The 13169-nt window shown below is 67.9% G+C and carries 13 protein-coding genes and 2 pseudogenes; 7 read left to right on the top strand and 8 right to left on the bottom strand.

All coding sequences use genetic code 11. The features are described from left to right. Nucleotides 1-117: 117 nt before the first annotated feature. A complete protein-coding gene (locus ABZS42_RS24340; RefSeq protein ID WP_355148897.1) occupies nt 118-441 on the top strand; it encodes a helix-turn-helix domain-containing protein in 324 nt (107 codons plus the stop codon). A gap of 179 nt (nt 442-620) precedes the next feature. Here ABZS42_RS24340 and ABZS42_RS24335 read toward each other — a convergent pair whose 3' ends face one another. Beyond that, nucleotides 621-1043, bottom strand: coding sequence for an ATP-binding protein (locus ABZS42_RS24335; RefSeq protein WP_355148895.1), 423 nt, complete (start codon nt 1041-1043; stop codon nt 621-623). Between the two features lie 246 nt (nt 1044-1289). Here ABZS42_RS24335 and ABZS42_RS24330 point away from each other — a divergent pair, with 246 nt between their 5' ends. Next, nucleotides 1290-1613, top strand: coding sequence for an STAS domain-containing protein (locus ABZS42_RS24330; protein ID WP_355148893.1), 324 nt, complete (start codon nt 1290-1292; stop codon nt 1611-1613). Here ABZS42_RS24330 and ABZS42_RS24325 read toward each other — a convergent pair whose 3' ends face one another. Continuing rightward, complete coding sequence (locus ABZS42_RS24325; RefSeq protein ID WP_355148891.1) at nt 1614-2069, bottom strand: SpoIIE family protein phosphatase; 456 nt, start codon at nt 2067-2069, stop codon at nt 1614-1616. Nucleotides 2070-2182: 113 nt separating this feature from the next. On the opposite strand from ABZS42_RS24325, the gene ABZS42_RS24320 reads away from it, so the two are divergent. Both ABZS42_RS24320 and ABZS42_RS24315 read left to right on the top strand, forming a co-directional pair. Beyond that, a complete protein-coding gene (locus tag ABZS42_RS24320) occupies nt 2183-2386 on the top strand; it encodes a cold-shock protein (protein ID WP_013283833.1) in 204 nt (67 codons plus the stop codon). Nucleotides 2387-2750: 364 nt separating this feature from the next. Beyond that, on the top strand, nt 2751-3032 hold the full coding sequence (locus ABZS42_RS24315) for a hypothetical protein (RefSeq protein WP_355148889.1): 282 nt from the start codon (nt 2751-2753) through the stop codon (nt 3030-3032). A 44-nt stretch (nt 3033-3076) separates the two neighbouring features. Here the strand turns inward: ABZS42_RS24315 and ABZS42_RS24310 are convergent, their stop codons facing one another. The 5 genes and pseudogenes from ABZS42_RS24310 to ABZS42_RS24290 form a co-directional block, all read right to left on the bottom strand. Continuing rightward, entirely contained in the window at nt 3077-4051 is a 975-nt protein-coding gene (locus ABZS42_RS24310; RefSeq protein ID WP_355148887.1) for a transposase, read from the bottom strand. Beyond that, entirely contained in the window at nt 4048-4296 is a 249-nt protein-coding gene (locus ABZS42_RS24305) for a transposase family protein (protein ID WP_355148885.1), read from the bottom strand. The genes ABZS42_RS24310 and ABZS42_RS24305 overlap by 4 nt, the downstream gene beginning before the upstream one ends. A gap of 156 nt (nt 4297-4452) precedes the next feature. After that, a pseudogene (locus ABZS42_RS24300) lies at nt 4453-5204 on the bottom strand (IS3 family transposase); the annotation flags it as partial. 278 nt (nt 5205-5482) lie between these two features. Next, the gene (locus ABZS42_RS24295; protein ID WP_355148883.1) at nt 5483-6061 is read right to left on the bottom strand and encodes a DUF3618 domain-containing protein; all 579 of its coding nucleotides are present in this window, start codon (nt 6059-6061) and stop codon (nt 5483-5485) included. Further along, complete coding sequence (locus tag ABZS42_RS24290; protein WP_355148881.1) at nt 6058-6489, bottom strand: phage holin family protein; 432 nt, start codon at nt 6487-6489, stop codon at nt 6058-6060. The genes ABZS42_RS24295 and ABZS42_RS24290 overlap by 4 nt, the downstream gene beginning before the upstream one ends. A gap of 562 nt (nt 6490-7051) precedes the next feature. On the opposite strand from ABZS42_RS24290, the gene ABZS42_RS24285 reads away from it, so the two are divergent. The 3 genes and pseudogenes from ABZS42_RS24285 to ABZS42_RS24275 all read left to right on the top strand — a co-directional run. Beyond that, a complete protein-coding gene (locus tag ABZS42_RS24285) occupies nt 7052-10366 on the top strand; it encodes a glycoside hydrolase family 172 protein (protein WP_355148879.1) in 3315 nt (1104 codons plus the stop codon). 1099 nt (nt 10367-11465) lie between these two features. Next, nucleotides 11466-11672 (top strand): hypothetical protein, encoded by a 207-nt coding sequence (locus tag ABZS42_RS24280; protein ID WP_355148877.1) that lies wholly within the window; start codon nt 11466-11468, stop codon nt 11670-11672. 57 nt (nt 11673-11729) lie between these two features. Continuing rightward, nucleotides 11730-12245, top strand: a pseudogene (locus tag ABZS42_RS24275) (helix-turn-helix domain-containing protein); the annotation flags it as partial. 8 nt (nt 12246-12253) lie between these two features. On the opposite strand, the gene ABZS42_RS24270 reads toward ABZS42_RS24275, so the two are convergent. Further along, entirely contained in the window at nt 12254-13051 is a 798-nt protein-coding gene (locus tag ABZS42_RS24270; RefSeq protein WP_355148875.1) for a transposase family protein, read from the bottom strand. Nucleotides 13052-13169: the final 118 nt, after the last annotated feature.

Below are 13169 nucleotides of genomic sequence, written 5' to 3'. Positions count from 1 at the left end.
GCGGGGGCCGGGCGGGCCCCAAACCACACCCCGTCGTTCGTTTGTGTTGTGGTTTATCCCCCCCTCACCCCGGCCCCCCGCGCCCCCCCCCCCGCCGCCCCTCGACTTGGAGGTGACATGGGGCAGAACCCTGATGACATGTTTGGCGATGAGACCTACCCGGCCTACACCATCGGCCAGGCCGCGGAGATGCTCGGCGCCACACAGGACTTCCTGCGCCGCCTGGACGAGGCGAAACTGATCAACCCGCACCGCTCCGGCGGCGGGCACCGCCGCTACTCCCGCTACCAGCTCCGCCTGGCCGCCCGGGCCCGGGAGATGGTCGACCAGGGCACCGCCCTGGAGGCCGCCTGCCGGATCATCATCCTCGAAGACCAACTCGAGGAAGCCCTCCGGCAGAACCAGAACCAACAGCGTCGGACGCGGCGCCCTGACGGGTGAGGTCGTCGGCGGGCGCTGAGCCGGCTGGCCCGCCAGCGCACACCACCTCGGCACGGCCGGCCGTACTCCTGCTCGTCGCACCTCTTCCCCTGTCGCCCGCCACCCGCGAGGCGCCATCGAAGGCCGACCACCTGGCTCCGGCTCGGCGGGTGGCGAGGGCGTCCGGGTGCGGCAGCCGGCTATCGGGTCGGTGCTGTTCGGGCGGCGGTGAGGTGTTTGGTGATGCGGAGCCGCACGTGGTCCGGGGGCCCGGCGACGAAGGCGGCGGTGTCGGCGAGGGCGGCGATCAGGGGCAGGCCGCGGCCGCCGACGGTGAGCGGGGCGGGGAGCTCGGCGTCGAGGCCACCGCCGTTGGGGATGCTGCCGCGGTTGCCGACCTCGAGGAGGCAGACGTCGTCGTTGATGACGATGGTGATGTCGACGGCGCTGTCGGGATCGGCGTGCAGTACCGCGTTGGCGCACGCCTCGCTGATCAGCACGGCGAGGTTGCCACGGGAATCCTCGCCGGCGTCGGTGAGGCTCAGCAGGGTGGTGAGGACATGGCGGGCGCGGGTCACCGACGACGGTTGCCGCGGGAGGGACAGGGTCATGCTCACCCGCACTGCACAGCTCCTCCCCGGCCCGTCCCCGACCGTCGGACTACCGCGTCACCCTGAGGCGCGATGCTTCGCTGGTGATCAGCCCTACCCCGGTTCTGCCGCCGTGAAACGGTCCGGGTGCCGGCGCGACGCGCGCCGGCCGACGGCGGTTCACCCATCGGCAGAATAGGGTAAGCGGGGATCATCGGGGCGTAGGGGGAGGTTGCTGTGGAACTGTTGCTGTCGGCCCGGCCGGGTCGGGGTTGCACCGTGCTCGAGGCGCGCGGCGAGCTGGACATGGCGACATCCCCGCAGCTGCGCCAGGGCCTGCAACGGTTGGTCGACGCCGGTGACCATCACGTGGTGGTGGATCTGGCCGGGGTGGGATTCATGGACTCCAGCGGACTGGGGGCGCTGGTCGTGATGTTCAAGGCGCTGCGGGACGTCGGCGGTCGGCTGAGCCTAGCCGCGGCGCAACCCGCCGTGCACAGCGTCCTGACGGTCACGTCGGTCGATCGAGTGATCCCCGTTTATGACAGCGTGCAGGCGGCTGAAGCCGGTGTGCCGTCCACCGGCCACGCGCCAGGCCAGTAGTCAGTCGGGCAGCGCGGTGCTGGCGCGCGTCTGGTCGGCGCCGGCGCTGGCACGCCGGTCCTCGCGGTGCCCGCCGTGCCAGTCGAGGATGAACAGGGTGGCGTCATCGGCCAGCGTCGGCCCGCCGACCTCGAGAACGGCGTCGGCCAACGCCCGGACAGCCTCTCGTGGATGCAGACCGGTGATCGACCGCAACGTGGCCGGTAGATCCAGGTCGGCGGCGTTGCGCTCCCGCATGCCATCGGTGACCACCACCAGACGGTCGCCCGGCCGCAGCTCGATCTCGCCAGCCGCTGCGGAAGCTGAACAGCGTTCTTCTCGTCTGCCATGACGTGGTCCTTCCCGGACAGGATCAAGGTCCTCGCACCGCCATGGGACCGACGGCGGATCATGTGCTACAGTGGTCGAGTTGCAGTTTTGATTTCCGTAGACGTTTTCCGGCGCCTGATGGGGCATCTGAAACCCATCCAGGCGCTTTTCGTTTTTCGTGTCGTTTCGACGCGGGTGATCAACGCGGCGGCGTAGGGGTCCGCACAGTGCGGTCTCTAACAGCCTGCGAAGGAGCAGACATGACTACAGGCACCGTGAAGTGGTTCAACGCCGACAAGGGCTTTGGCTTCATCAGCCCGGACGACGGCGGCGCCGACGTCTTTGCCCACTTCTCCGCGATCTCGGCGAGCGGCTTCCGTAGCCTCGACGAGAACCAGAAGGTGGAGTTCGACATCACCCAGGGCCAGAAGGGCCCGCAGGCGGAGAACATTCGCCCGCTCTGATCCACACTCTTCGAACGGCGGCCCGACTGGTTCAGCGGGCCGCCGTTCGGCGTTCATGCGCTCACCAGGGCATCGCGAACTCGTCTGATCGGCAGAAGGCCGGTCATCTCTGTGTGGAGCCAGCTCCCTACTGTTCCGTGTGCTCCTCCCTGGATCGATTCGGACCTCGGGCGCTAGTCTTAAGCATCGACTCTTATCCCTAATGGACAGAATGCCGCCTCCCGGCCGCCCTGACGGTAGAGGCACGTACGGTCGCGGTCAGGTGGAGCACACCATGGTCGGACTCGACGCGTTACCTCTTGATGACTGGCAGCCAGCCGGGATCCCGGGGTGTACGGCGTTGCATCTTGAAAGGTTGGTGACTATGACGACGACCTACTCGGGTCCTGCGAAGCTGATCCTGGTCGACGGCGCCTGCATCTCCGGCATGGCTTCCCTCAGTACCAACCAGCGCGGAGGACTCAACGGCTGGGGCGGCACGTTCCGTCCGGACGAGATCACGACAGACCTTCGCAACGCAGTCGAAGGGCTGCAACTGGAGCTGCCCTACGATCGGGTGGGGACAGTCGCCGTCACCGGCATTCGCAAGCTACTCGCCACGCAGGTGTTGATGTCGTTGGCAGGCCGCGGACCCGCACCATTCTGATCGTGCGCCGCACCGCCGCCGTTATGTCACCGCCGCGAACGCGGTCACTCTGCTCCGAGGCAGCGACGAGGCCAGGAGCGTGTCAGGGCTATTGCGTTGTGGTGTTGGCCGTGGTCCACGGTCGGTTTCCCCGTTGTCACGGCGGTGACGAGGTCGTGGGGACGGTGAATGGCCTCTCGGATGGCTTCGGCGATGTTGGTGGCGCTGTCGTTGACGCGGTGGTACCCGATCGAGGTGTTGCGGAGGGTGGCGAACACGGTGGGGCCGTTGCCGGTCCGGGCTTGATGCGCGTCTTCACGTAGCGTGACATCTCGTACGTAGTGCAGGCGATTCTTGATGTGCCACTCCGCCCGCGCCCACGTGCTCAGGTCGGCGGGCCGGGCCTGGCCGGCGGTCAGCGAGGTCGTCAGGTACGCCGTCTCCGGCTGGTCTTGCCCTTGATCGTGCGGGTGCGGGTGATCCGGACGGCCTGTTGCGCGTAAGGGAATCCCAGCCTGCCCGGGTCGCGACCGGTGAGTGCCTTGACCGTGCGGGTCTCCTAACGGCCGTGATCGGTCTCGCGGGTCTGCGCCCCGATCGGGACTTTGCTCCAGGAAAGGCCCCTTGACCTGGTCATGCCGTGTCCGCTGGTTGGCCTTGACCGTGACCATAGATGAGCGCCGCCTCCGGCTAGCAGATCGGCGTGCCCGACCTGGGCGTGCAACGCGTCCGGCCACGACCAGGACGCCTTCCAGCGACCCCAGCACGGCCTTGACCCGTTCCAGTAGCGGCGTGAACGCGGGGATTTCGTTGGATTTCGCTGCGATCTGGACCTGGGCGAGCACGATGCCGGTGCCGGTGTCGTAGGCCGAGAGCAGATGGACCTGCCCGCCGTCGCTCAGCCGGGCACCTCGGGCGACCTTGTCGTCGACGGCGATGATCAGGCGCCACCAGTGGCCGGCGGCCAGCACCGGCGCCGTCGGGCCCCGCAACCAGCGGGCCAGGACCTGCGACAACACCTCAGCGTCGATGCGGATCAACAGCCGTCACACCGTCGTCGCGGTGGGTACCCCCGGCCGGTGAACCCGAGCCGCTGCCACACAATCTGGTCCTGGAAACGCACCCAGTCGCAGACCGCGGCGAACGTGGACGCCCCGGCGATCACCGCGCACACCGCTGCCGCCAGGATGCTGACCAGCGGATACCGTCGGCCCCTCGGATCCCGAGGATCGTCTACCGCCTCCAACGCGATGAACAGGCTCAGCCGGTCACCATCGGCGACCATAGTCGGGGCACGGCATACCCGGGGCCGCCGCGGCAGCACGATCTCGGTCAGTGATGCTGACATCAGCGGGTGCGGTCCTGTCCTGGCTCATGGTTGTCTTCGCAAACTCCATGAACGCCAACAGGCCGCACCCGTCCTACACGGACCCCAGCCCTGCCGGCCGGAGTACACGTCCTTGATCGCGCACAGGTAGAGCTTGCCCTCGGCAGGCGGTGGGGTGTTCGGTGATGTCGGTCAGCCACAACCGGTTCGGGGCGTCGGCGGTGAACCGTCGTCGCACCAGGTCATCGTGCACCGGCGGCCCGGCCCGCCTCGTGAGGCCCTTGCGCTTGGCGAACACCGACCAAATCCGCTGCGCCTTGCAGAGCCTGGCCACCCGGTTCGGGCCGGCGGTGATACCCATGGGCAGGTAGTTCGTCGGCGATGAACCGACACCCGAACGCCGGGTCGCCGGCGTGGACGTCCAAAGCGGCGTTAATCAAGTGAGCATCGTCCCGGTCCCTCTGCGAGACCGGGCTGTTCCTCCACGCGTAGTAGGCCTGCTTGCTGAAGCCCAGCACCCGGCAGGTCACCGCGACGGGGATCCCGTCCGCGGCCAGGTCACCGACCAGCGGGTACATCATTTTGGGGCAATCTCCTTGGCGAAGAACGCCGCCGCCCGGCGCAGGATCTCGTTCTCCTGCTCCAGGAGCTTGTTGCGCCTGCGCAGCTCCCGCAGCTCCGCCGACTCGCTGCTGGTGGTCCCGGGGCGGGCCGGCCCCCTCCTCGATGTCGGCGAGCTTGAGCCAACGGTGCAGGCACGACTCGGAGATCCCGAAGTCCTTCGCGATCTGCGCGATCGGCGCCTCACCCTTGCCGTCGACCGCGACCACGTCACGACGGAACTCCGGCGGGAACGCCTTCGGCATGACAGACATCCTCCCAGCGAGGAACACATCCTCACAGGTCAGGAGTCAACCGAACCGGGGGCAGTCCCTCACGGCTGGATGGCCGCCCTGGCCTGCACTGTGAGAGACCAATAAGCCCTTACAGGCGGACCGGAGCGAACGTTGTGAGTGCCGACGCACAGCCGATCTTGCTGTCTGCCAGGCACGCACTGTAGGAAGGTTGCTCGGTGATATGAGTGCGGCGTGCAAATGTCGTGACCTGCGCTGTGAGCGGGGAATGACGCACGACCGCGGGGCCTCTAGCTTCCGCTTAGAAGTCGGCGAAGACCGTTGGGGCAGGTTTTTGCCCAGGGGGCGAGGAGAGGGAGCCGGCCGGTCAGTTGTTGCTGCCGTCGGCCGAGCCGTTGGCTCGTCCGGCGGCGTTGGTAGGCCATGACGGTGATGACGGCTGCGGCACCGGCGGCCGCGACGACCGGAACGGGCTTGGCGCGCACCGCGGAGCCGACCTTCGCTGCCGCGGCACGCGCGGAGGTGATCGCGGCGGACCCGGCCTCACCGGGGGCCTGAGTGCCGGTTGCCGCCGAGCCTCGCACTCGGGCCACGGCTTGTTTGCTCTTCTGCTTCACGGCAGCGGCGCGCTGGGAGGTCTGCTGCCTCACCGTGCCGAACCTTTGGGCCGCCGAGGTTTTCGCTGACTGGCTGGCTGCGGTCAAGCGCTGCTTGAGCCCGTTGGCGGCTGAGGTGCCCTTGGTGCGCATGCGGGTCTTGACGTCGGTCTTGGCGGCCAGTGCTGCGACGGTTTCGCCGAGCTCGGCGCGTGTGTGCTGGATGTCCTGCCGTGTCTTGTCCGGGTCGTTGCCTGCGTTTGCCGTGCTCATGGCTGCCTCCGATCTGCCGCGCCGCGTATCGTCTCGGTGTCTGCCCGCACGCTGTCCCTGGTTTCCGTCGGCGTGAATGGCATGACCTTCGTGACCTGCTTCTTTCCCCATCGCGCCGCTACCGCCGCGGCGATGAACAGGATGACGGCGACGATGAGCGCGGCCAGCGCATCCGGAATGAGCGCGCCCAGGGCCAGCACCGCCGCGGCGACGAGGGCGCCGCCGCCGTAGAAGCCGAGCGTGGCGCCACCACCGAGCAGCCCGGCGCCCACGCTTGCGCGTTTGCCCTTCGCGGTCATCTCCGCGCGTGCCATCATCAGCTCGTCCCGGACCAGACGGGTGATCTGGTCCGTGGCGCGCTGTACCAGCTCGGCGACCGGGGTGTCAGCAGAGGCAGCGCCGGGGCTGCCGCCGGGTTGGTCTGCCATGAGTGTCTCCACCTGTTCTCGCGGGCCGGAAATGGCCAGGAACGTCGATGACGTGACCTGGGTGGCCGCGCCCAACCTGGTGTTCAGGGAGCTCTGGGTCAGCCGTGTTGCAGTGCTGGCGCGGCCTCCGAACCGTGCGAAGGCCCGTCGACTCGCCCGTCCGGAGACGAGGAAGCGGTATCGATTGGCCAACCGGCGTGATCACCTGTCGAAACGTCGTCTGCCTGCCAGCGACGCCGCAGCGTCAGCATGCCCGCCGCCCCGGTCAACGCCCCAACCCCGAAAGCAAGGATCAGCGCCTGCCGGATGCCTGAGTCTTTCCTGCGCGCCATGATCGCTCCCTGAACCCAACGCGGCCTGTAGAGCCTTGATTGTCCGACTCGGCCACCGAAGGCGTGCACCTAATCGGCGGACCTGTATGCCGACCATGCGGGTTGTTACGTCCGTCCGCAGTTGGGGGGACCGTTGACCTCCAGCAGCCGGGTGGCTACGGTGCAGAAACCGTTTTCTCGCCGTGACGAGTGGGAGACCCAAAGCATCTCAACGCCAATTGGAGACACAGATGGCTGGGAAGAATCGGCGACGCTTTGCTGCGGCGCTCCTCGCGGCAAGCTCGATGGTGCTCCCCACCGTGGCCTTTGCGGATCCGCCCGGCAAGCCCACGCTGGCCGTGGACAAGGGTCCCGTTGGTTGGGACAGCTTCCGTCAGCTCAACAGAGTCTCGGAGCTCCCGGCAGGCGTCCGGACGCTGCAGTTCTCCAGCTTCGACCGGTCCGGCGGCAACGCTGACTTCTCGACGTGTCTGGCCGAGACACCGGAAGGCTGCGTGATCGCCGATGCTCGTGGTGCCGGCGAAATCGCTTCGGTCTGGTTCACGAGCTGGAACGAGGAGCCGGGCGATGCTGACGTGTCGAAGATCGGCAACCTGCGCATCGAGCTCGACGGCAAGACAGTGGTGGATGCGCCGCTCCAGGACATCGTCGACGGCAAGCTCGGCGCGCCGTTCGTGCACCCGCTGGTAGCGAATGCGGACCAGAGCTCCGGCGGCATCTACATCAAGGTGCCGATGACCTACCGCGAGCGCATGCGGATGGTCGTGGACCACAACCCGATCCCCCTCTACTACCACGCCGCCTACCGCGCGTTTTCCGATGCCGAGGGAATCCAGACCTTCGACCCGAACGACGCCGCGCTGGACGTGGTCAATCTCCTCGAGCAGTCCGGCACGCGGGACCCCAAGCCGCAGACCGGCCCGGAGGCCACAAGGACGACCGCGTTGGAAGCGGCACCCGGTGAGATTGTCCGCATCGCGGAGCTTGAGGGGCCAGCCACGATCGATGCGCTCAGGATGCGGCTGCCGCAACTGGTCGGCCCTGCACCCGCCCGTGAAGTGTCCGATGACGGCCGCGCGTTCGGCGCCGGTGGTTCCAACCAGTTCACCGTCAAGGTGGACCCCGACAATGAGGGCGTGCGGCTCACCCGTCGCTTGGACGCCGGCATCGGCAACCAGAAAGCCCGCGTGTTCGTCGACGGGGTCGAGGCCGCGCAGTGGAGCGGTCCGCCCGCTCAGCCGGGGTGCCGCTGGCGGGACAACGCCCTGGAGATCCCTGCCGAACTGACAGCCGGCAAGTCCGAAATCACGATCGGCACTGAGTTTATCTCCGCGGACGTGGACTTCAACGAGTTCGCCTACTGGGTGGACTCCCACGTGGGGGATGAACTAGTCCGCACCGACACGCTCGACATCGGCCCGGACTCGGTCGCCGATGAGCAGGCGCATGACTACCGCATCACCAGCCAGACCTACTCCGGCCGGGCGAACTTCTGCTACCCGCCAGACCCCGCTGATGAGGAGAAGACCCGCGTGTCCGATTCGGTGCTAGCCGACGCCCGCGTCCGGATCACTTTCGACCGGAAACGCACGGTCGACGCACCGCTCGGCGAGTTCTTCGGCTCCGGGCTCGGCGAGTACCGGGTGGCCTCCCTGATGAGTGCGATCGACCCTGACGGCTGGTACTCGTCCTGGTGGCCAATGCCGTTCCGCGACACAGCCGTGGTGGAGCTCTACAACGGCTCAGACCACTCCATCCAGGGCGCGGAGGCGGAGGTGCGCACCGAGAAGACCCCGGGTGTCGCACGTGGCCTCGCAGCTCACGGCGAGCTCGGCTACTTCCACGCGACCTCGCACGCTGCGGAGACCCAGCCGGACCGTGACTGGACGTTCCTCCGGACGCAGGGGAGGGGCAAGGTCGTGGGCGTCGTCCAGGTCGCCGACGGCATCGCCGAAGGACCGCAGGCTCCGGGTATTCGCAGCTATCTCGAGGGCGACGAGCGTGTCACCGTCGACGGCTCGCGTAGCCCGGCCATCCACGGCACGGGCACCGAGGACTTCTACGAGGGCGGCTGGTATTTCAACCGCGGCACGTTCTCCGCGCCCCTGACGGGCAATCCGGCCCACGAGCCAGGCACAAACGGCTGCCCGAAGGACTGCGACAGCCTCTACCGGTACTTCGTCGCTGATTCGATGCCGTTCTCCCGGTCGATGGACTTCGCCATCGAACATGGACCAGAGAACGATGTGCCGGCGCGTTACAGCTCCACTACCTTCTGGTACGGACGTGACGACTACGCGCTTCGAGCGAGCGACGTCCTCGACGTCGGTGACCCGGTGGACGAGGCGGCCCACGGTTACACCGGCGGTGCGACGCCTGAGCAGCCTACCTCCACGTTCGAGGGCGACGATGAGACCCGTCTCTCCGATGACGGCAGGGCCTTTGACGGGCCGGTCGAATTCCGGCTCAAGCTCGACGGCCGGGCCGACCAGGGCGCACTGTTGCGCCGATTGTCCGACCAGGCCCAGCCCGGCCAGTCGGTGGATGTCTTCGTCGACGGTGAGCCCGCCGGCGTCTGGCACCAGCCTCTCAGTAACCGCACCCACCGGTGGCTCAACGACGAGTTCGAGATCCCGGCCGCACTCACCTTCGGCAAGATGACGATCCGCGTCCGACTCGTGCCGATCGACGGCGCGCCTGCCTGGCACGCAGCACGCTACGAGGCGTTCGCGCGCACCTTCCCGTTCGCCGACCGTCGTGCACCCGATCAGGTGACCGGCCTCCAGGCCGAGGCGCAGACGGGCTTCGACGCGATCAGCATTGCGCTCGGCTGGCGACAACCGTCAGACGACGTTGGCGTAGCCACGTACGAGGTGCACGCGTCGAGGGAGGCCGGCTTCGAGCCGCGCGATGCCACCCTCATCGGCACCACCACCGCCCCTGGGCTCGTCCACGACGACCTCGCCACGGGTGAGCGCTGGTATTACCGCGTTGTCGCCTTCGACGGCGCGGGGAACGTCAGTGCACCCTCATCGGAATTGGCGGTCACCGCACCGGAGGAGTACGTCGACAACGCCTCGATCGTGCTTGGCCCGGAGAACGAGCCGAACGGTGTCCGCCAGCTGGACCACGACGATGGAGTCACCGAGGGCGTCAGTGTCGCTGGCCGCACCGCACGGCGCACTGTCCCTGGGCGTGATCCGGCATGGAGCCGGCAGATGTACTTCGATCTTGACGACGAACTGGCGTTTGATGGAAGTCGTGCCCTCACCGTTACGGTGGAATATCTCGACACGGGCGCTGACAGCTTCGCGCTGGAGTACGACTCGGCGAACCCCGATGGTGGACCGCTGCAAGGGGCGTTCACGCTGGCAGGGCGGATAACCAAGACCGACAGCGGCGAGTGGCGCACCGCGACGTTCGAATTGCCCGACGCGCGGATGGCGAACCGGCAACAGGGCCGCTTCGACTTCCGGATCGTGGCGGGCGTCGGGGACGCCGAGGCCGAGACGATCCACCGCGTGACCGTCACGAGGCGGCGCTAGGTTCCCATCACGCTGCCGACGGCGAAGTAGCGCAGCTCGTTCATGATGGGGGCATGGAGGTCCCCGGCAGCCGCATCCTGTTGGGTCCCACCGAGCTCGCTCGGAGTCACCGGTTCTAGCGGGACACGTTGGGGCTGGCGATCTACCGCGAGTTCGGCGAGGAGGCACCTGGCCTGGAATTCTTGCCTCGGCAACGGCCTGCTCGAGGTCAGCGGCCGCGCGACCGAACCCGCCGGGGGACGGGATCGCGCGGGGCTCCAGATCGGCGACCTCGGTGCCGAGCATCGATGCGTGGTCGACGCTGGGGTGAGGGTCCTGAGGGAGCCGAGACGGGAGGCGTGGGGCCTGGACGAGATGTGGATCGCAGGTCCCGACGCAGTGCGCATCGTGCTGGTCGAGGTCCCGAGGGAGCATCCGCTCGCCGGGACCAGCGCCCCCTGGCCAATGGCGATGCATGAGCCTGCCCACGTCGACCGCAGGCAACTCCGGTAAGTCGCATCGGCCACTGGACCTGCCCCGAGCCGGTCTTCCTCCATCCACTGCTCGAGCACGACATCGAGCTGCTCGTCGATGTGCGTGCGCTGCCCGTCCGTGGACGAGGAATACACAACGGTTCTTTCCGACGCTGGCGGGGTGGAAGTCCTTCCAACGCCGACATCAAGTCCCGGATTTCCTGCCCGAGTCTGACAGACCTACCGGAGGACTCGGTAACTCTGATGGGGCTGCCGCTGCGGGAGTCCCTGCTGAAAGCCCTCGCCCGGCAGCAGCGCCCGACGTCCTTGGAAGATCCACGCTGCTCGAGGTCGATGCGGCACCGTAACCAGCGGCTGGCGTAGATGCGAGCAGGTTTGGTCTCAGGCACACGACTTGGTTTATCGTCCGAGCCCGCCGCCAGCGACTGATGCAGGGATGGCGGCGAGCGAGACACACGACGACCGTGAGTTGAGGCATCAACGCGACTCCCCGACCCGACGCACGGACGAGGCACTATTGGTCGGAGACCGCTTCGGCGGACCCGAAGGCATCTAGGTTCGGCAGAAGCAATGCGGCCTCGATCACCGCTCTGACTGACGTTGCGGTCGTACTAGGCTTCGCGGTCATGACCGGGGCATCTGCCATGTCGATGTTCGCCGCACTGCTGGACCGCTCGGTGGCCCGGATCGGGGAGCGGGTGGCCGACGGCCGCCGTTTCGACCGGCAGGCGACCAACCCCCACGCCGTCTCGCACACCGTCGACATGCTGCTGTCCCTCTGGGATGACTCCTTCACCGTTACCCGCCGCGAACCCGGCGCCCACTGTCACTGAATGCCTGGCTGAACTGGACGCCGTACCTCCGGGCGTGCCGAGAGCAGCGCACCTGCGATGGCCGACGGATATGGGGCGCGGAGGCAGTGGGCGGCGGACCGGGCGTTGCGGGCGCCGATGCGATCGCCGGGCCGACCTGAGCCCTCGCGCGCTGTGCAGCGGGAGTTCTGGCGGCTGATCGCGACGGGGGTCACGACGGTCGAGGCCGCACTCGGAGTCGGCGTGTCGTGGCCGGTCGGGGCGCGGTGGTTTCGACACGCTGGTGGCATGCCGCCGATCAGCCTCGACGAACCATCGGGCCGCTATCTGTCGTTCGCCGAACGCGAGGAGATCGCGCTGCTGCGGGCGCAGGGCAAGGGCGTGCGGGAAATCGGCCGCAGCATCGGACGCGACGCGGGGACGATCTCGCGTGAGGTGCGGCGCAACGCGGCGACCCGGGGCGGCAAACAGGAATATCGGGCCACGGTGGCGCAGTGGAAGGCGCAGCAGGCAGCCAAGCGCCCGAAGACCGCCAAGCTGGTGTCGAATCCGCGGCTGCGCGAATACGTCCAGCAGCGCCTCAGCGGCAGCGTCCGCTGGTGTCACCCGGCGAGGATGATGTTGTGGAGGTGGGCGATGCCGGAAGCGGTGTCGGTCAATGTGTGGGCGGCGCGGCGGTAGTCGCGCAGGATCTTGAAGCACTTCATGCGGGCCAGGGCGTGTTCGACCTGCGCGCGGACGGTGCGGTGGTGCTTGTTCAGGTCGGCCTTCCAGTCGGGTAGTTCGCTGCCGTCGGCGGGCTTGCGGTACGGGATGATCACCTCGGGGTTGCCGCGGTAGGCGCCGTCGGCCATGACCGGCCGTCCGGCCAGTTTCTGGTCGATGCCGGAGGTGCGGTAGACGATCGTGTCGTTGCGGTTACCGGGCTGCGGGTCGCCAAGGGCGACCACGAGGCGGGTGTGGGCGTCGATGGCGACCTGCAGATTTGTGCTGTAGCGGTAGTTCTTGCTCGGGGCAGCCAGGCGGTGGTCCCTGGTCGGGATCAGCGTGCCATCGACGATCGTGATCTGGTCGACCCGCCGCCGGCGCACCGGTGCCAGGGCCAGAAGCGGGCCGAGGGTGTCGATGACCCGGTGAGCGGCCGAATGCGACACCCCGAACAGCGGGCCGATCTGCCGCATTGTCAGGTTCGTCCGCCAGTACGCTGCGACCAGCGATACCCGATCGGCGAGGTCGAGAGACCACTGCCGGCCCGGCCGACCGTCCGCGATCGCGTCACCACCACGCTCGGCCACCAGCTTGACGAGGCGGCGGAACTGGGCGGGCTGCAGCCCGGTGAACGGGAAGATCCACTCCGGGCGGGCTGCCGAGATCACCTGCGCCCCGACATGATCCACCATGGACCGACCGCCGCGTTACGAGACGTCCCTTAGTGGCCTGCGTTTGGGTCGTAGAACTGCTCGTCGTCGAGGCCGAGCCAGGACGTCTGCTGACGTTCGGGCGGGCTGCCCGGTGCAC

Origin of the sequence: Micromonospora sp. NPDC005367, from assembly GCF_040606825.1 — a bacterium.
Classification (GTDB): domain Bacteria; phylum Actinomycetota; class Actinomycetes; order Mycobacteriales; family Micromonosporaceae; genus Micromonospora.
The sequence above is the reverse complement of the archived record's forward strand: the minus strand, read 5'-3'. Positions and strand labels throughout refer to the sequence as shown.